Source organism: Novosphingobium sp. (assembly GCF_031424035.1).
Lineage (GTDB): Bacteria > Pseudomonadota > Alphaproteobacteria > Sphingomonadales > Sphingomonadaceae > Novosphingobium.
This window is the reverse complement of record NZ_JANPGP010000035.1, coordinates 40,369-57,772: the sequence shown is the minus strand read 5'-3', so window position 1 is coordinate 57,772 and position 17,404 is coordinate 40,369. Positions and strand designations below refer to the sequence as shown.

The 17,404-nt window shown below is 63.7% G+C and carries 15 protein-coding genes; 9 read left to right on the top strand and 6 right to left on the bottom strand.

Annotated elements, in window-relative coordinates:
• Positions 1 to 84: 84 nt before the first annotated feature.
• Genes phaR through RMO89_RS05180 form a run of 4 tightly spaced genes read left to right on the top strand, consistent with a single transcriptional unit; the run spans position 85 to position 5,836 of the window.
• Positions 85 to 663, top strand: coding sequence for a polyhydroxyalkanoate synthesis repressor PhaR (phaR, locus tag RMO89_RS05195; RefSeq protein ID WP_310531639.1), 579 nt, complete (start codon positions 85 to 87; stop codon positions 661 to 663).
• A 58-nt stretch (positions 664 to 721) separates the two neighbouring features.
• On the top strand, positions 722 to 2,269 hold the full coding sequence (locus RMO89_RS05190) for an aminoacyl--tRNA ligase-related protein (protein WP_310531638.1): 1,548 nt from the start codon (positions 722 to 724) through the stop codon (positions 2,267 to 2,269).
• Positions 2,250 to 3,569, top strand: coding sequence for a M20/M25/M40 family metallo-hydrolase (locus RMO89_RS05185; protein ID WP_310531637.1), 1,320 nt, complete (start codon positions 2,250 to 2,252; stop codon positions 3,567 to 3,569). Before RMO89_RS05190 ends, RMO89_RS05185 begins: the two co-directional genes overlap by 20 nt.
• Positions 3,569 to 5,836, top strand: coding sequence for a VacB/RNase II family 3'-5' exoribonuclease (locus RMO89_RS05180; RefSeq protein ID WP_310531635.1), 2,268 nt, complete (start codon positions 3,569 to 3,571; stop codon positions 5,834 to 5,836). The genes RMO89_RS05185 and RMO89_RS05180 overlap by 1 nt, the downstream gene beginning before the upstream one ends.
• 1 nt (position 5,837) lies before the next feature.
• On the opposite strand, the gene RMO89_RS05175 is transcribed toward RMO89_RS05180, so the two are convergent.
• On the bottom strand, positions 5,838 to 6,293 hold the full coding sequence (locus RMO89_RS05175; protein ID WP_310531634.1) for a universal stress protein: 456 nt from the start codon (positions 6,291 to 6,293) through the stop codon (positions 5,838 to 5,840).
• A gap of 126 nt (positions 6,294 to 6,419) precedes the next feature.
• Here RMO89_RS05175 and RMO89_RS05170 point away from each other — a divergent pair, with 126 nt between their 5' ends.
• Genes RMO89_RS05170 through lpdA form a run of 3 tightly spaced genes read left to right on the top strand, consistent with a single transcriptional unit; the run spans position 6,420 to position 9,648 of the window.
• Complete coding sequence (locus RMO89_RS05170; RefSeq protein ID WP_409035515.1) at positions 6,420 to 7,853, top strand: 2-oxo acid dehydrogenase subunit E2; 1,434 nt, start codon at positions 6,420 to 6,422, stop codon at positions 7,851 to 7,853.
• Position 7,854: 1 nt separating this feature from the next.
• On the top strand, positions 7,855 to 8,229 hold the full coding sequence (locus tag RMO89_RS05165; protein ID WP_310531706.1) for an acyl-CoA thioesterase: 375 nt from the start codon (positions 7,855 to 7,857) through the stop codon (positions 8,227 to 8,229).
• Positions 8,230 to 8,235: 6 nt separating this feature from the next.
• Positions 8,236 to 9,648, top strand: a complete 1,413-nt coding sequence (gene lpdA, locus RMO89_RS05160) for a dihydrolipoyl dehydrogenase (protein WP_310531632.1) — start codon at positions 8,236 to 8,238, stop codon at positions 9,646 to 9,648.
• A gap of 41 nt (positions 9,649 to 9,689) precedes the next feature.
• Here the strand turns inward: lpdA and RMO89_RS05155 are convergent, their stop codons facing one another.
• Positions 9,690 to 10,016: a PilZ domain-containing protein gene (locus RMO89_RS05155; RefSeq protein WP_310531631.1), complete on the bottom strand. Its 327-nt coding sequence runs from the start codon at positions 10,014 to 10,016 to the stop codon at positions 9,690 to 9,692.
• A 307-nt stretch (positions 10,017 to 10,323) separates the two neighbouring features.
• Here RMO89_RS05155 and RMO89_RS05150 point away from each other — a divergent pair, with 307 nt between their 5' ends.
• Together RMO89_RS05150 and RMO89_RS05145 are read left to right on the top strand one after the other, a co-directional pair.
• A complete protein-coding gene (locus RMO89_RS05150; RefSeq protein WP_310531630.1) occupies positions 10,324 to 11,019 on the top strand; it encodes a response regulator transcription factor in 696 nt (231 codons plus the stop codon).
• A gap of 34 nt (positions 11,020 to 11,053) precedes the next feature.
• Complete coding sequence (locus tag RMO89_RS05145; protein WP_310531628.1) at positions 11,054 to 11,557, top strand: hypothetical protein; 504 nt, start codon at positions 11,054 to 11,056, stop codon at positions 11,555 to 11,557.
• On the opposite strand, the gene RMO89_RS05140 is transcribed toward RMO89_RS05145, so the two are convergent.
• From RMO89_RS05140 to RMO89_RS05125, 4 genes are all read right to left on the bottom strand, one after another.
• The gene (locus RMO89_RS05140; RefSeq protein WP_310531627.1) at positions 11,544 to 13,709 is read right to left on the bottom strand and encodes a CHASE2 domain-containing protein; all 2,166 of its coding nucleotides are present in this window, start codon (positions 13,707 to 13,709) and stop codon (positions 11,544 to 11,546) included. The two genes, RMO89_RS05145 and RMO89_RS05140, sit on opposite strands and share 14 nt — an antisense overlap.
• A 3-nt stretch (positions 13,710 to 13,712) precedes the next feature.
• A complete protein-coding gene (locus RMO89_RS05135) occupies positions 13,713 to 14,963 on the bottom strand; it encodes a FecR domain-containing protein (protein WP_310531626.1) in 1,251 nt (416 codons plus the stop codon).
• Between the two features lie 99 nt (positions 14,964 to 15,062).
• Positions 15,063 to 15,590 (bottom strand): SRPBCC family protein, encoded by a 528-nt coding sequence (locus tag RMO89_RS05130; RefSeq protein WP_310531624.1) that lies wholly within the window; start codon positions 15,588 to 15,590, stop codon positions 15,063 to 15,065.
• Positions 15,587 to 17,281: an FAD-binding protein gene (locus tag RMO89_RS05125; protein ID WP_310531623.1), complete on the bottom strand. Its 1,695-nt coding sequence runs from the start codon at positions 17,279 to 17,281 to the stop codon at positions 15,587 to 15,589. The genes RMO89_RS05130 and RMO89_RS05125 overlap by 4 nt, the downstream gene beginning before the upstream one ends.
• Positions 17,282 to 17,404 lie beyond the last annotated feature (123 nt).

Below are 17,404 nucleotides of genomic sequence, written 5' to 3'. Positions count from 1 at the left end.
CGCTGCGCAGCATAACTCATGTTGCACCGCACTAGGTGCAAGTGCTAAGAAGCGGCAGGGGCGTGCAGGACAAGGGTGCCAAACATGGCGAAAGTTAAAGACGGCGACTGCGTAATCATCAAGAAGTACGCAAACCGGCGGCTCTACAACACCCAGTCGTCCAGCTACATCACGCTCGATCACCTGGCGCAGATGGTCCGCGAAAACGTCGACTTCAAGGTTGTCGATGCCAAGACCGGCGATGACATCACGCACCAGATCCTCACCCAGATCATCATGGACGAAGAAGCCAGCGGCGAGCAGATGCTGCCGGTAAACTTCCTGCGCCAGCTGATCTCGATGTACGGCAATTCGATGCAGGGGCTGGTGCCGCACTACCTCGAAGCCTCGATGGACAATTTCCGCGATAATCAGCAGAAGCTGCGCTCCGCTTTCGAGGAAAGCTTCGGCAACAATCCGCTGGCCAAGATCGCCAAGCAGAACCTCGAAATGTTCAAGGCCGCGACCGCTGCCTTCATGCCGGGCGCGATGCAGCAGGAAGGCGCTGCGCCTTCTGATCCCGCCGCCTCGGAACCTGCCACTGCGGAAGGCGAGGACGAGCTTTCCACTCTGCGCGCGCAGATGGCGGCTATGCAGAAAAAGCTCGATTCGCTGGGCAAGTAACCCCTCCAGCTGAACAGGCCATTTGAAGTGCGGGCCAAGTGCCGCTAACAGCGCGGCCATGAATCAGCCCAAAATCAAGCACGCCCTTTCCGTCACCCGCGAAGCCGACTTCGCCGCATGGTATCAGGAAGTCATTTCCGAAGCTGACATGGCCGAAGAATCGGGCGTCCGCGGCTGCATGGTGATCAAGCCGTGGGGCTACGGCATCTGGGAACGCATCCAGCAGGTGATGGACGCGCGGATCAAGGCCGCAGGCGTGCAGAACTGCTATTTCCCGCTGTTCATCCCGCTGTCCTACTTCGCCAAGGAAGCCGAGCACGTTGACGGTTTTGCCAAGGAAATGGCGGTCGTCACGCATCACCGGCTGATCGCTGACGGCAAGGGCGGACTGGTGCCCGATCCCGACGCCAAGCTGGAAGAGCCGCTGATCGTTCGTCCGACTTCCGAAACGGTGATCGGCGCAGCCATGGCGCGGTGGATTCAGTCGTGGCGCGATCTGCCGCTACTGACCAATCAGTGGGCAAATGTCGTCCGCTGGGAAATGCGCACGCGCATGTTCCTGCGCACCAGCGAGTTCCTTTGGCAGGAAGGCCACACGGCCCACGCCGACCGCGAAGGCGCGATGGAAGAAACGTTGCGCGCGCTCGAGATGTACCGCTCCTTCTCCGAAGACGTGCTCGCCATGCCTGTGATCGCCGGTGAAAAGCCCGAGAACGAGCGCTTCCCCGGCGCCGTTGCGACCTATTCGATCGAAGCGATGATGCAGGACGGCAAGGCGCTGCAGGCCGGCACCAGCCATTACCTCGGCACCGGTTTCGCGGAAGCCGCGGGCATCCAGTACCAGAACAAGGAAGGCCAGCAGGCGCATTGCCACACGACATCGTGGGGCGTTTCGACGCGGCTGATCGGCGGCGTGATCATGACTCACGGCGATGACGACGGCCTGCGCGTGCCGCCGCGCATCGCCCCGCAGCAGATCGTCATCCTGCCGATGCTGCGCGACGACGATGGTGATGCCGCGCTGCTCGCCTATTGCGAAGAGGTCCGCGCCAAGGTTGCCGGCCTGTCCGCGCTGGGCGAGCCGATCCGCGTGCTACTCGACAAGCGCCCCGGCAAGGCCACGCAGAAGCGCTGGGCGTGGGTCAAAAAGGGCGCGCCGGTCATCCTCGAAGTCGGCGGCCGAGATATGGCCGAAGGCAAGGTCAGCGTCATCCGCCGCGACCGGCTGTGGAACGATGCAGCCAAGGTCAACTTCGCTCCGCAGGACCGCGATGAATTCGCCGCCGATGCTGCTGCCTTGCTCGAAGATATCCAGTCCGCGCTGCACACCGAAGCCGCCACGCGCCGCGATGCCAATATCGTGCGCGGAGTCACTTCGATGGACGATCTCTCGGCCCATTTTGACGACGGCAACAAGTACCCCGGCTGGGTTGAGCTCGGCTGGTCACGGCCTTCGGGCGATGAACTCGAAGAGGTGATCGCCAAGCTCAAGACGCTCAAGCTGACAATCCGCAATACGCCGATGGACGCGGGAACCCCGAGCGGGCAATGTCTCTTCACCGGGAAGCCGGCTGTGGAGACGATTTATGTTGCGCGTTCTTACTAGGGGCCTTTTGATCACCAGCGTGCTGGCGACACCTTCGCTGGCCACCACCCCGGAAACGGTTTCGCAAGCACGGCTGCGCGCCGATGTCGAGGCGCTGGTGTCCTTCGGCACGCGCCACACGCTATCCGTTCAGGACGACCCGAAGCGCGGTATCGGCGCGGCACGGCGCTGGGCGGAAGGCGAGCTTCGCAAGACCTCCGCCGCCTGTGGCAATTGCCTTGAGGTGGTGCTGCCAGAACGCATGGTGACGGGTGACCGGGTACCCAAACCCACGCGGCTGGTCAACGTTGTCGCCATCCAGCGCGGGACCGAACGTCCGAATGAGGTCGTCATCGTCCAGGGCCATATCGACAGCCGCGTAACCGACGTCATGAACGCCACGTCCGACGCCCCTGGAGCGAACGACGATGGTTCCGGCACAGCTTTGGTACTCGAAGCCGCGCGCGTGCTTTCGCGCAGCCGTTTCCCGACCACAATCGTTTATGCCGTGCTCTCCGGCGAGGAGCAGGGGCTGCTCGGCGGAAAACTTCTGGCGGACTATGCGAAGGAGCAGGGTTGGACCGTGAAGGCCGTGCTGAACAACGACATCGTCGGCAACACGCGCGGCTCGGATGGGCTGATCGATGCCAAGACCGTGCGCGTATTCTCCGAAGGGCCGCGCGCGGACGGCGATGACAAGCTGCGCGCTGCTGCCCGGCGCTTTGGCGGCGAGAACGACAATCCCAGCCGCAACCTCTCGCGCTATGTCGCCAGCCTTGCCGCGCCGGAACTCGCCGTGCGGCAGATCTGGCGCACCGACCGCATGGGCCGGGGCGGGGATCACATTCCCTTCCTCGATGCCGGCATCCCGGCGATCCGCTTCTCGGTTGGCGTCGAGAATTATGACCACCAGCATCAGGACCTGCGCACCGAAATGGGCAAGGTTTACGGGGACACGATCGAATTTATGGACTTTCCCTATCTGGCCAAGGTCACGCGCCTGAACGTCCGGGCTCTGGCCGCTATTGCCAATGCGCCGGCGCCGCCAGTGACCAAGGTCGAGGCAGCCGTATCGACCGATACCAAGGTGAGCTGGAACCCGGCACCCGGCGCGACCACCTATTGCATCTACCGCCGCGCCACGACCGCAGCGAGCTGGGGCAAGTCCTACGTTTGTGAAGCCGGAAATGCCGGTAGCCGCACACTCAAGGGCGTGCGAGGTGACGACTGGATCTTCGGCGTCAGCGCAATTTCGGCCAAAGGCGTCGAAAGCCCCATTTCCTCCGCCGTTCCCGGCGGCCAGTTTGCGCCGCTCAAGTAATGGCCAAGCTCCCCCAGGGACTGCCCAGCAAGCAGCAGATTCTCGACTTCATTGCATCGTCTGAAGGCCCCGCCGGTAAGCGGGAAATGTCCAAGGCCTTTGGGCTGAAAGGCCATGAGAAGATCGCGCTTAAGGCGCTGCTCAAGGACATGGCCGATGAGGGCCTGATCGATGGCAATCGCACCGCCTTCCACCGCATGGGCGGAGTGCCCAAGGTCACTGTGCTACGCGTCATGGCGATCGAGGATGGCGAGGCTTTTGCCATTCCGGATACCTGGCAGCCCGACGACGCCACGCCGCCGCCGCGCCTGCGGATTATCGAGGCACGCGGCAAGACGAAGGGACCCAAGGCCCCGATGGCGGCGCTCAAGGTCGGCGACCGGGTGCTGGCGCGCACCGAGGAAACGGGTGGCGGTCTTGTTGCCCATCCGATGAAGAAACTGCCGTCCGCCGAGGATGCCATGCTCGGTGTGATTGAGCGGGACAACGCGGGCAAGCACTGGCTTGCCCCCGTGGACAAGCGGGTCCGCAATTCGCTCCCCGTTGCCGATGTCGGCAATGCGGAAATCGGCCAGCTTGTCCTGGCGGAACCTGCGGGCAAATCGCCGCGTTCGGGCGTCAAGGTCACCGCTGTGCTCGGTGATCCGCTCGCCCCGCGCGCGTTCAGCCTGATCGCCATTCACAAGCACGGCATTCCGTTCCACTGGCCTGAGGAAGCGGTTCAGGAAGCTGAACTCGCAGCCAAATTGCCGCTCAGTGAGGCCAAGCGCGAAGACCTGCGCGTGCTGCCAATCGTCGCCATCGACCCGGCTGATGCGCGCGACCACGATGACGCGATCTGGGCCGAACCCGATGGCGAGGGCGGCTTCACTGCACTCGTCGCCATCGCCGATGTGTCGTTCTACGTCCGCCCCGGCGGTCCGCTGGACCGCGAGGCGCGCAAGCGAGCGAACTCGGTCTATTTCCCTGACCGCGTCGTGCCGATGCTGCCTGAAGTGCTCAGCGCCGACGTCTGTTCGCTGCGCTCGGGCGAGGACCGGGCGGCGATGGCTTGCCACCTGAAGATCGACGCGCAGGGCCGTGTCACCGAATGGCGCTTCACCCGCGCACTGGTCCGCATCCACGAAGTCATCGCCTACGAAGAAGCACAGGCGCGTGTCGACGAGGAGCGTGCGGAGCCGTATCTGACAAACCTGTGGAATTGCTGGAAGCTGCTCGAAAAAGCACGCCATGCCCGCGATCCGCTCGAACTGGACCTGCCCGAGCGGCGGGTAAAGCTCGATGACCTAGGCCGCATCACCGAGATCGCCATTCGCGAACGGCTCGACGCGCACCGAGTGGTCGAAGATTTCATGATCGCCGCCAATGTCGCTGCCGCCAAGGCGCTCGAGGCCAAGGTCGCGCCGGTCGTCTACCGCATCCACGAACCGCCGGGCCGCGAAAAGCTCGTCGCTCTCAAGGATTACCTCGCCACATTTGATCGCAAGCTGGCGCTGGGGCAGGTGATCACCCCCGGCCTATTCAACCGCATGCTCAAGGACGTGGCTGACGAGGCCGAGAAGGCGCTGATCATGGAGGCGGTGCTTCGCAGCCAGACCCAGGCCTATTACGGTCCGCGCAACGCCGGGCACTTCGGTTTGGCGCTTGGCTCTTATGCCCACTTCACCTCGCCGATCCGCCGCTATTCCGACCTTCTGGTCCACCGCGCGCTGGTTGATGCCTATGGGTTGGAGCAGCCTGCACCGAAGGACCTGCCTTCGCACAGCGGCCTGTCGGACCGCGACCGCGCGGACCTCTCGCGCGTGTCCGAGGCAATCAGTCAGGCGGAGCGCCGCGCGATGGAGGCCGAGCGCGACACCATCGACCGTTATGTCGCGGCGTGGCTGTCAGCGCGCGTCGGCGAAGTGTTCAAGACCCGCATCACCGGCGTGCGCAGCTTTGGCTTCTTCGCCACGATCATCGGGCTGGGCGGAGATGGCCTCGTGCCGGTTTCGACACTTGGCTACGAACGCTTCGAATTCGATGAAAAGGCGCAGGCGCTGGAAGGCGCGCAAAGCGGTGAACGCTATGCCCAGGGCCAGATCCTCGACCTGCGGCTGGCCGAAGCGAACCCGCTGACCGGAGCCCTGAAATTTGAACTGCCCGAAGGCGGCAGCGCGCCCATCGAACGGCGCGGCAAACCGCTGCCGCTGAAGCACAAGGGCAAGCACCTTGCCGGTCCGCGCGGTCGGCCGGGGAATATCCGACATCAAGGGCGGAAGAAGTAGCTCAGCTCAGGCGGTCAATCGCCTCCTCGCTCAGCCCGCCCGGAACGATGTAGAGCGGGCAGGGCAGCACGCCGACGCCGGCGGCCGAAAAATAGGTGACCAACGGCCCCGGCGCGCCATTGGCCGCCGAGCCGAGCACAAGCGCCGACACCTCTGGATGCTGCGCGATGTAATCGGTCACGACCTTGATGGTTTCGCCTTGGCTCACGGCGATCACCGGCATCACGCCGCTTTCGGAGGCAAGGCTGCCTGCCGCGCTGGTCACCAGCACTTCCGCGCGGGTGCGGGCCTCTTCCTCGATTGTCGCCTGAAGGCCGCCAAAAGCGATGAATTCCTGTTGCGGAACAATGGCGAGCAAATGGACCTGCCCACCCGTCCGCACCGCGCGCCGGGATGCGAAGCGCAGCGCCGCGCTCGCCTCGTCGGTTTCGTCCATGATTACCAAGTAAACGCGCATCAAAGGCCCTCCCGCCATCAGTTCTTATCTGTCACATTCGATTTCGCTGCAAGGCGACTTGCCGTAGCGGCGCAATTTGGCCAAAGGCTATCCAAGCAAAGCCCAGATGCGGAGCCAATCAGACCTATGCCGATCGCCATCAAGATGCCCGCCCTTTCCCCGACAATGGAGGAAGGCAAACTTGCCAGGTGGCTGGTCAAGGTGGGCGATACCGTCTCTTCCGGCGACATCATGGCCGAGATTGAGACCGACAAGGCGACGATGGAATTCGAAGCCGTCGACGAGGGCACGATCCTGTCAATCGACGTGGCCGAAGGCACTGAAGGCGTGAAAGTCGGCACGGTCATCGCGCAGCTTGGTGCTGAGGGTGAAGCGGCGGCTCCGGTCGCGGCGGCACCTGTGGCTGAGGCTCCTGCGGCTGCACCGGCACCCGTTGCCGCTCCGGCAGCCCCCGCCGTGCTCATCAGCCCCAAGGCGAAAAAGCTGGCCGAAGAATGGGGCCTCGACATTTCGGCCATAAAGGGCACGGGGCCGAATGGCCGCATCGTCCAGTCTGACGTTGAAGGCGCGAAAGGCAGCGCTCCGAAGGTTGCTTCCGCTGCAAGTCCGGCCCCGGCTGCGCCTGCCGCCCCCGTTGCCACCAGCGGCGCCCGCGTGATCGCCAGCCCGCTCGCCAAGCGCATCGCTGCCGATCGCGGAGTTGACCTCGCCGGCATCAAGGGCTCCGGTCCCAATGGCCGCATCGTCCGAGCCGACGTAGAGAATGCGCCAGTCGGGGTTGCCGCTCCGGCGAGCGCCGCACCTGCCGCCGCCAGCGTGCCGACAGTTGACATGGCCGCCGAAACCCGCGCCTTGCTCGATGACCGCATTCCGCACTCGGTCGAGAAGCTGTCGGGCATGCGCAAGACCATCGCCCGCCGCCTTGCCCAGTCGATGGCCGAAGCGCCGCACATCTACCTCACGGTCGATGTGCAGCTCGACAAGCTGCTCAGGCTGCGCGGCGAGCTCAATGCTGTGCTGGAAAAGGACGGCGTCAAGCTCTCGGTCAATGACATGCTCGTCAAGGCGCTCGGCAAGGCGCTGGTCGCCGTGCCCGAATGCAACGTGACCTTCGCCGGTAACGAGATGATCCGCTACAGCCGCGCAGATATTTCGGTGGCAGTATCGATCCCGGGCGGCCTGATCACGCCGATCGTGCAGGACGCCAGTGGCCGCAGCCTCGCCTCGATCGCCACGGCCATGAAGGACCTGGGTGCCCGCGCCAAGGAAGGCAAGCTCCAGCCCGGTGAATACCAAGGCGGCACGGCCAGCATTTCGAACATGGGCATGATGGGCATCAAGCACTTCACCGCCGTGATCAACCCTCCGCAATCGACGATCCTTGCGGTTGGCGCGGGCGAGAAGCGGCCGTGGGTCATGCCTGACGGATCGCTTGGCGTGGCCAACGTCATGACCGTCACCGGCAGCTTCGATCACCGGGCGGTGGATGGGGCTGACGGCGCTCGCCTGATGTCCGCCTTCCGCGAACTGGTGGAGAGCCCGCTGGGTCTCGTTGTCTGACATGACGCCGGACGGCCAACCCGCCATCCGCGTCACGGCCATGCCGGCGGATACCAATGCCAACGGCGATATCTTCGGCGGCTGGCTGATGAGCCAGATGGACATGGGGGCAGGGCTCGTCGCCGCGCGGCTCGCGCATGGGCGCGTTGCCACGGTCGCGATGGACGGAATGCAGTTCCATCAGCCCGTGGGCGTCGGTGACGAAGTTTCGGTCTATTGCGAGGTCACCAAGGTCGGCCGCTCATCGATCACCATTGCGACCGAAGCATGGCGCCGCCACCGCTTTGAGGAAGTTCAGCAGAAAGTTACCGAGGCCGTCTTCACTTTCGTCGCCATCGACGATGCGGGACGGCCGCGGCCAGTAAATCAGGAGTAGTTCCCAGTGGCAGATGCTTACGACGTCATCATCCTCGGTTCCGGCCCCGGCGGCTATGTCTGCGCGATCCGCTGCGCACAGCTGGGCTTGAAGACCGCCATCGTCGAGCGTGAGAACCTGGGCGGCATCTGCCTTAACTGGGGCTGTATTCCGACCAAGGCACTGCTGCGGTCCGCCGAAGTGCTGCACAACATGAAGCACGCCGCCGACTATGGCCTGGCCGCTGACAATATCCGCGCCGATCTGGATGCCGTCGTCAAGCGCAGCCGCGGCGTCGCCAAGCAGCTCAATCAGGGCGTCACGCACCTGATGAAGAAGAACAAGATCACCGTCCACATGGGCACCGGCAAGCTGACTGCGCCGGGCAAGCTGGAAGTGACTTCCGACAAGGGCACCGAAGTGCTCGAAGCCAAGCACGTGGTCGTCGCCACGGGCGCCCGCGCGCGCGACCTGCCGTTCGCCCCGGCTGATGGCAAGCGGGTGTGGACCTATCGCCACGCCATGACACCCACCGAATTGCCAAGCAAATTGCTGGTTATCGGATCGGGCGCGATCGGCATCGAATTCGCCAGCTTCTACAACGACATGGGTTCGGACGTTACCGTCGTCGAGATGATGGACCGCGTTGTTCCCGTGGAAGATGCCGACGTATCTGCCTTCCTTGAAAAGGCGCTGGTCAAGCAGGGCATGAAAATCATGACCGGGGCCGGTGTGGAAAGCCTTGCGGGCAGTGACAGCGGCGTAAAGGCGAAGATCAAGGCGAAGGACGGTGCAGTCAGCGAAACCGACTTCAGCCACGTTATCGTGGCCGTGGGCATCGCGCCCAACACCGAAAACATCGGCCTCGAAACGCTGGGCATCAAGGCAGAGCGCGGCATCATCGCCATTGACGGCTATGGCCGCACCAACGTGCCCGGCGTCTGGGCCATTGGCGATGTCACCCCTGGCCCCTGGCTTGCCCACAAGGCCAGCCACGAAGGCGTTACCGCTGCCGAGGCGATTGCCCAGGCGCTTGGCAACAAGGACGTTCACCCGCATGCGATGGACAAGCGCAACATCCCGGGCTGCACCTATTGCCACCCGCAAGTCGCCTCTGTCGGCCTGACCGAGGCCAAGGCCAAGGAAGCCGGCTACACGGTGAAGGCCGGAACGTTCCCGTTCATCGGCAATGGCAAGGCCATCGCGCTGGGCGAGGCGGAAGGCTTCATCAAGACGGTGTTTGACGCCAAGACTGGCGAGCTGCTCGGCGCGCACATGATTGGCGCGGAAGTGACCGAGCTGATCCAAGGCTATGTTGTGGGCAAGACGCTGGAAACCACCGAGGTCGAGCTGATGCAGACCGTGTTCCCGCATCCGACGCTGTCGGAAATGCTGCACGAGGCCACGCTTGCCGCCTACGGGCGCGCGCTACACATCTGATTGGTTATGGGCCGGGGCATAAAGCGCTCCGGCCAGAATTCTCAGTTTTCGAGCAGCGACTGCCGGACAATGTGATCGAATACCGGCGGATAGAGGCGCGAGGAAAACTCGCAGCCAATCATGCCTTCGCGCTTCCAGCGCAGGTGCGCGACCAGCAGTTCAAGTCCCGGAATTCGGATGTAAATCTGGTGCTGCTCACTCAGCCCGGGGCGCCAATCCATGCAGAAGCCGGATTCCGAAATGTCGTGCAACTTGATCCGCATCCACGGCTTCGTGCCCTGACGCACGTCGCAGGTAAGCGATACTTCCGCGCGAGTGGCGCGGGCGTTCATGTCGCTGCGGTCGTTGCCATGAGGTTGATAGGTCACTTGGGCCTCCGTTACAGCGCCTTTTCGCGTTAAATTCTTAACAAGCGGTTAGGCACGCAACCCGCTTAAATCCGGGGTTTCGGAAGTATCGTTTCGGGACAGGTGTTTAACAATTTACATCAGTTAACTTGGTTGTTGCGCGGACTTGGGGCAGCGATGTTTTACTGAGTTTTTTACCTAATTCGAAATGCTAATTGATTGCGATCATGGGGCTAAAATCCCCAATCGGGTTTGCAACATGTTTCGAGAGGCGAAAATGGGGAACCGGGCTAACCCAACAGGGGTCCGGACAGAGGGGTTGCAGGGTATGCGCATCGCATTGGTTGACGACGATCCGGATGAAATTGCCGATATTGCAGCAACTCTGCGCGCGTCCGGAACAGATTGTTCGCTATATTCCAGCGGCGAAGAATTGCTTGCCGCCTTGCGCCGCGAAACCTTTGATCTGTTGCTGCTCGACTGGAACATGATGGGCATGTCAGGGATGAAGGTGCTGGCCTGGGCGCGCGAAAATCTCGATCCGCCGCCGCCAGTCATCATGCTGACCAACCGCGACCGCAAGGAAGACATTGTCTTCGCGCTCGATGCCGGCGCCGCAGACTATATTCGCAAACCAGAAGAGCCCGAAATCGTTCGCGCCCGCATCCGCGCCGCACTTCGCGACCGCCGCAAGGAAACGCCGGAGCCTTCCGACTCCTTTGGTGGTTTCGCCTTCGATGCCATTACGCGCACCGTCCGCTTTGACAATGAAGTCATCGAACTGCGCCAGAAGGAATATTCGCTCGCCCGGTTGCTGTTTGAAAACCTCAATCGGCCGCTGTCGCGCAGCTATATCCTGCAAAAGGTCTGGCAAAGCAGCCCCGACATCGAAACGCGCACGCTCGACGTGCACATTTCCCGCCTCCGCGCGAAGCTGAAGCTTCGCCCCGAGCGCGGCTTTGCCCTGCAAACGATCTTCGGTTTCGGCTATCGGCTGGACAGCACGGGCCAAGCGCGCGATTGAGGTTGCTCCGTGCGGCATCAACTGGCGTAAATCCATGCAGTTTTTCCCAAAGGCGTTCCTGCTGATCTCTGTCGTGGCGGTTCAGGCCTGCGCCGTCTCTACGCCGGTGCGCCTGTCGGTGCCGCGCCAGTCCGCTCTGCCTGACGCCGTCTCGCTCGATCTTGGCCCGCAGCCCGGTCCAGCGCTGACCGCCTTTGCCAACCGGTTCACCCGCCAACTGAATGAGGGCGGGGTAACAGTGCGCAGTGATGCGCCTTATCGGCTGACCCTGACACTATCGGCGCAGCCATCTTTGGCAGGTGTGACCAGCGATGGCGGCAGCGACCCGAAGGCAATCGACTGGCAGTCGCGGCCACGGCGAAAGGGACTGTTCGAGAATTGTGCGGCTGATCGCCTGCGCGCGGTCGCGGTGGGCAGCATCGGGCTCAATGCCAATCCGCCGCTCGTCGCTGAAGCGGAACTCGATAGCTGTAAGGACCGGACTGCCGAACTTGACCGCCTTGCCGTAGCTCTGGCCGGGGCAATCACCCGCCGCTGAGCGGCAATTCAATCCTGAAATTCGTGCCGGCGCCTGCGTCGCTTCGACAGGTGATCTTGCCGCCGTGGCGTGCGATTGCAGCCGAGACAAAGGCAAGGCCAAGCCCAGAGCCGCCCTTGCCTTCGCCAGCGCGCGAACCAAAACGCTTGAACGGATCGCCGGCGCGCTCAGGAGGCAGACCGGGGCCATCGTCATCGATCTCGATCACGGCCCTGTCCTCCGTGACGGCAACCACCAGCGTGACCAGCGTGGCACCATATTTGATGGCATTGCCGACGAGGTTGTCGAGCACGCGCGAAAGCACCGCGCCGTCGGCCAAGGCATAAACCGGGTCTTCACCGACCTGCGCGGCAACTCTGGCGCCCTGATCGGTCGCAAGGGCATAGGCCCGGTCAGCGGCTTCATCCGTCAGCGCACCGAGGTCTGTGTCGGCGATGTCCAGCGGCCTATCGCCGAGCCGGGCGAGTTCGACGAAGTTATCAGCCAGATCCAGCGTCCGGCGCGCATGGAGGCGGATCCGGCCAAACCGGGCCTCAGGCGCTTCGCGATCGGCACGCCCGCTCGTCAGGCCCAGAATTGCAACTTGCGGCGCACGCATGTCGTGCGACAGGAATTCGAGCGCATGGCGGCGCTCTGCCTCGGCGCGGCGCTGGTCAGTCACGTCGGTCAGCATCGCGAGGTGAATGTCGCTCCACTGCGCTTCCGGCTCGCCCATTGACCGGGTGACAACGAAAATGCGGCCATCGCCAAACTTGAGCTCGGTTTCATTCGTGCCTAGTGCGCCATCGATGCGAGCGAGCAACTGGGCCACTGTTTCGCCCTCCATCGCGGCAAGCGGCGCGCCCATGATGGCGGTGGCGCGGCGGTTCATCGTCAGCAGCCGGAACTGCGAATCAAAGACGAACAACGCGTCCGGCGTCGATTCGACCACGCGGCCAAGAAAAGTCCGGCGCTCGCTCAGTTCGTCGACCAGAAAGTCGAGCCGGTTCACCGCGCGTGCGACAGAATCGAAGCCGTCTGCCCGGCGGACGAGAAACGGCTTGCTGCTCGACAAACGATCGGCCTTGGCCATCAGATAGCCGTTGATCGCAGCGAGCCGCCGCCATCCCCACAGCGGATAAGCAATCACCAGGCCAAGCAGCACCGGCCCGGGGGCAACCCACAGGCCCGCCAACACCGCAAGCAGGTAGGACACCGTCAGCGCCAATGCGCCGCACAGCAGAGCGGTCCACAGGCACCAGACGGGTCGCAAGACCCAAAACGAAGCGAACAACAGCCCAATGAATACGAAGAGCAAGGCGAAAGTGGTGCCGTCTCCGAGCGGCGCGATAAAACCTGCCTCGCCGGCGTTCTGGTATACGTTGGCGAGCAATTCCGAACCGCTCATCATCGATCCGGCAGGCGCAGAAACCGGGAAATTATCGCTCAGACCCTGCGCCGTTGCGCCGATGATAATCACTTTCCCGGCGAGGAACTGCGCCGGAACCTCACCCGTCAGCACGGCGGAAGCAGGCAGCGTTCGAAAGGATCCGGCGGCGCGCAAGTGCAGTGCATTATCGGCCCGTGCTGTGTGTGCGCCGCCCAGCTTCTCATGCAAGGCGAGCGCCAGATGTGGCACCGGAGCGCGTCCAGCGACCGGCAGAAAGGGCTCGATCCGCCGCACCGGCCCATCGTTGTCCTGACGGATGCCGACGTGCCCGGTGACAAGCGCCGCTTCGTCAAGCGCGACGATCGGCGGCACCTCGATCGTTCCGGAATTGCGGTCAGGGGCCGGGGCCAGCCCCACGGGCAAGGCCACGTTGCCGGCGCGCCTCAGGCTGGCGGCCAGCGCGGCGTCTGCCTCGGCGTCGGACGGTTCGGTGAACAGAATATCGAGCAGCACCGCGCGCGGCGTGGCCTCGGCAACGCGGTCAACCAGCGCGGCAATACGGCTGCGGTTCCAAGGCCATTGTCCTTCGCTCGCGAGGCTGCGCTCATCGATGGCGATGATAACGATGTCCGGGTTGGCCGGCGATGCTCCTGCCACCAGCGCCCGGTCTAATATGGCGTTATCGAACCGCCCGGTCAGACTCGATCGCCAGGCCCAGCCGGCAATCACCAGCGTCAGCACGAAGATCGTCAGCCATTCGGCAAAGAGCCGCGCGCGGGGCAAGGATCAGCCGCCGACCGTCAGCTTCTGGAACGGCAGCCACACCTGAGCCGAACCATCCGGCGTAGTCTGGATCACCCCGACCCGCCAGCGATAGGCACCCGGCCGCAGCCCGGTGATGGTCATCTCGGGCTTGCCGAGTGCCGGTTCGTCCACCAGCGGCAGACCATCATCGCTGGTGTTAAACAGCTGGAAGCGGAACAGCGAGGTCCCTTCGCCTTCCGACTGCCAGGCAAAGCGGAATCCTCCAGGCAAGCCGGCTTGCCCGGCATCGGCGGCGAGGCCCAGCCGCTGGCGGCGGAAGGCATAGGCTTCTTCCAACCCCTGCAAACCGGCAGCGGAAAAACCAGCGGCGCGCACGAAGTACATGCCGTTCGTCAGGCCTTCGAATTCGGCATGGGGCCGTTGCGCCTGAAGTTCGGCGATCACTTCAAGAAACCCGGCATCACGGGCGACTTGGATACGGTAGCTTTGCGCACGTTCTATCGGCTTGAAATCAAATGAAACCTGCACTTCGGTCTGGACCTTGGCGGGATCGGCGAGGGTCGGGGCGGGGAGCAGGGCTTCCTTGGCCAAGCCGCGGCCTGCCTTTGCCGCAGCTCCGAAGCCGGCGGGCACGGCCAGCTCGGCCTTGCCGGCAGCGACCGCGACTTCCCCTTCGATCGTCTCGCTGGCCGAACTGGCGGCTTCCTCGGAATAGCCAGCGCGGAAAACGGTGCCGCGCACGGCGGTGACTGCAACCGGTGTGCGGACGCGGAAACGGCTGTCTGGCGCCTGCTTCGCCGCCTGAACCTCGGCCTTGCCGCGATCGACCTGCAGTTCGATATCGGTAGCCGGCATCAGCAGATATTTCCGCGCCTGCCCGATCTTCACCCGAGTGTTGGAAGGCAGGGCAATGCGCGATCCATCGGCGCCAGAGATCACCACGAAGCCGTTCGCCCCGGTGGTGATCACGCTGCCCTCAGCCAGTTCAAGGCCCTTGCGCATCTCTGCGCCGGAAACTGCAACCGGGCCGGAAAAGGTCTGCACGCGCAGCGCAACCGGCGTGAACTTCAGCAGGCGGCGCGGAATCGCAAGACGGTAGCCGACCGGCATGTTCCGGGGGATGCGAACGCGGTTCGCAGCTTGCACTTCGCGCCAGGCATTTGGCCCGATCAGATAGCCTTGTGCGAGGCCGTAAAGCGTGTCGGATCGCTTCACCGTGTAAACAAACGTGTCCTCACCGCCCTGAGCAGCGTGCAGCGGGCCCGATCCCATGCAGAGCAACACGGCGACGATCGGCAAATTTCTGCGAAAAATATGCACTTGCACGGATACCCCCACGGATTCGTGTGGAGGCCCATAGCACAGTTTCGGTCAGGACAGTCCTAGCCGCCTGTGCAGCCACGCAAAGAAGCGGTCCACAATCGAGACAGGCCCCGGACCTGCCGCCGCGACGGGCGAAGCCGCCGCTTCGATCTGCGCCTTGAGAGCACCGGCAAAGGCTTTGGCGAGCTGAGGCAACAGCGGCCGGCCCATCGCTTCCCACATCGGTGCCATTGGCCCGCTGCCTTCGACCTTCACGTGCAGCTCGATTGCGGTTTCACCAGCGCCTTGAGCTACGGCGCGGTAGGTGCCGCTCCCTTTGACCGGATCGCTGGTCAGCGCATAGGTAAAGTCGACCTCGCCGGGGCCAGCCCAGCGATCGACCGAGACATCGACCTTGACCGTGCGCACCAGTCCGCCAACCCCGACCTTGAGCACCCATCGCGAGTGATCAGCGTCGATCATCTCGACGTGCTGCATCCCCGGCATCAGGGGGGCCCAGCCGGAAATGTCGGAAACAAAGTCCCACACCGCACCAATGGGCGCGGCAATCACGGTGCCTTGCGTCGTTTCAATCATGCCCGGCGCGCCAGTTCTTCGGCAAGCAAGGTACTCGGCTGACCCATGGCGTGGCGGGCTGCGAGCCAGCCGGTGGTGATCCCGCGCGCGTTGGAGATGCCGCTCTGCATCATGCCGCCGGTTTCGATCCGCGCCAGCGAGTTACCTGCGCCGTATAGCCCCTCGATCGGCGCATCGGCCCATGACATGATCCGGCAATGCTCGTCCGCCAGCAGGCCGGTGGCGGGAATGGCCGAGCCGGACATGCGTTTCAGCTGGATGGCGTGGAACGGTGCCTTCACCAGCGAGCCGAGGTTCGGGTTGGGCTGGTGGAACCGGTCGCCGGCCATCCATGCGCTCCACGGATGGGTGCCACGGTGATGGTCGGGGTCAACGCCCTGATCGGCCAGCGGATTGAACCGCGCCACCGCCGCCACTAGTCCAGCCGGATCGATGCCGGCGAGGTTGGCCAGTTCCTCAAGCGTATCGGCGGTATGGCCAACACCCTCGGGCACTTCCTGTCCCGGCATCAGCCCGGCGAAGGGGTAATTTTCCCGCGCCTGGCTGTCCATAATCGCCCAGCACGGATAGTTCGGCTGGGTCTGGGTATTGCCGTCCACCAGATCGAGCTTGAAGCCGTAATCGCGGTAGAACGATTCATTGGCGAACCGCTGCCCCGAACGGTTGACCACGATGACGTGCGGCAGCCCGATCACCGCCATGGCGCTGCGGTACATCGGATGGCCTTCCTCGTCCTCCTCGTTGGGCAGGCTCACACCGAGCAGCGAAATATCGGGTACGCGTGAAATCCGCGCGTTGAAGGGGCAGGCGAGGCGGAAATTCGCGCCGTCGACGGCCGAGAACACCAGCGATCCGGCATCGACCTGCTGGCTCAGGCTGCGGTTGTAATCCTCGCGCCGTTCATAGCTGCTGACCGCGATCAGCACGCCCTTGTCTGCCCGGATCGCCAGTTCGCGGCCGTCATGGATCACGCGCACTCCGGTGATCCGGGTGCCATCGCTGAACAGTTCGACTGCCTCGGCCCCGGTCAGCAGCGGGATGCCGCGATCGACCGCCGCTTTGACGAAGGCGGCCGCGAGACCCGGGCCGAGGCAGCGCTCATCGCGCTCCATCCGCTCGGCCAGGCGGGAGAAGTCCCACTTGGCGAGGTGCGCGGTGCCGCCGAATTCGTACATGTCATCGTGCGTGAAGCCGAACGGCATCTGCGGCGAAATCCGCGTCTGTTCGGCCCATTCGCCCAATGTGGCGGCGGGGAAGGGCTCTATTTCCAGCAAGCGGCCTTCGGGCACGCCATCGGGATCGACGCCATAAAAGTAGTCCGGGCAGTGGCGGATCGCCTTCATCCGCAGGTCGGTGTGTTCCTCGAACCAGGCCAGCGCCTCGCGCGCATGGAGCACGAAGTTCAGGATCGCCCGCTCATCGGCGTGGCCCATCGACAGGCGGCGGAGGTATTCAAACCCCTTGCCCGGCGAATCCTCGACTCCCAACGCGGCGGCATAGCGATTGCCCGGCACCCAGACTTCACCCATCGACAGCGCCGTAACCCCGCCCACCTTGCTGGTGCGCTCAAGCACGATGGCGCTGCCGCCCGCATCATGCGCGGCGATCGCTCCGGCAAGGCCGCCCGCACCCGAACCGATCGAAACGAAGTCGGCTTCCATGTCCCACTGGGCGGCCTGGTTGTTGAGCATCGAATCTCTCCCGGATGTGTTCTCGAATTAATGCTACCTCAAGCGTAGCATTAATTCCAGCGCCCTAAAAACTGCCGAGATGTTGCGCTGGCGGGCAAACGGCACTTAACTTTGGCGCGCCCT

Coding starts and splice junctions, on each gene's coding strand:
- phaR (WP_310531639.1), top strand. CDS start 85: ATGGCGAAAGTTAAAGACGGCGACTGCGTAATCATCAAGAAGTACGCA.
- RMO89_RS05190 (WP_310531638.1), top strand. CDS start 722: ATGAATCAGCCCAAAATCAAGCACGCCCTTTCCGTCACCCGCGAAGCC.
- RMO89_RS05185 (WP_310531637.1), top strand. CDS start 2,250: ATGTTGCGCGTTCTTACTAGGGGCCTTTTGATCACCAGCGTGCTGGCG.
- RMO89_RS05180 (WP_310531635.1), top strand. CDS start 3,569: ATGGCCAAGCTCCCCCAGGGACTGCCCAGCAAGCAGCAGATTCTCGAC.
- RMO89_RS05175 (WP_310531634.1), bottom strand. CDS start 6,293: ATGCGCGTTTACTTGGTAATCATGGACGAAACCGACGAGGCGAGCGCG.
- RMO89_RS05170 (WP_409035515.1), top strand. CDS start 6,420: ATGCCGATCGCCATCAAGATGCCCGCCCTTTCCCCGACAATGGAGGAA.
- RMO89_RS05165 (WP_310531706.1), top strand. CDS start 7,855: ATGACGCCGGACGGCCAACCCGCCATCCGCGTCACGGCCATGCCGGCG.
- RMO89_RS05150 (WP_310531630.1), top strand. CDS start 10,324: ATGCGCATCGCATTGGTTGACGACGATCCGGATGAAATTGCCGATATT.
- RMO89_RS05145 (WP_310531628.1), top strand. CDS start 11,054: ATGCAGTTTTTCCCAAAGGCGTTCCTGCTGATCTCTGTCGTGGCGGTT.
- RMO89_RS05135 (WP_310531626.1), bottom strand. CDS start 14,963: ATGGGATCGGGCCCGCTGCACGCTGCTCAGGGCGGTGAGGACACGTTT.
- RMO89_RS05130 (WP_310531624.1), bottom strand. CDS start 15,590: ATGATTGAAACGACGCAAGGCACCGTGATTGCCGCGCCCATTGGTGCG.
- RMO89_RS05125 (WP_310531623.1), bottom strand. CDS start 17,281: ATGCTCAACAACCAGGCCGCCCAGTGGGACATGGAAGCCGACTTCGTT.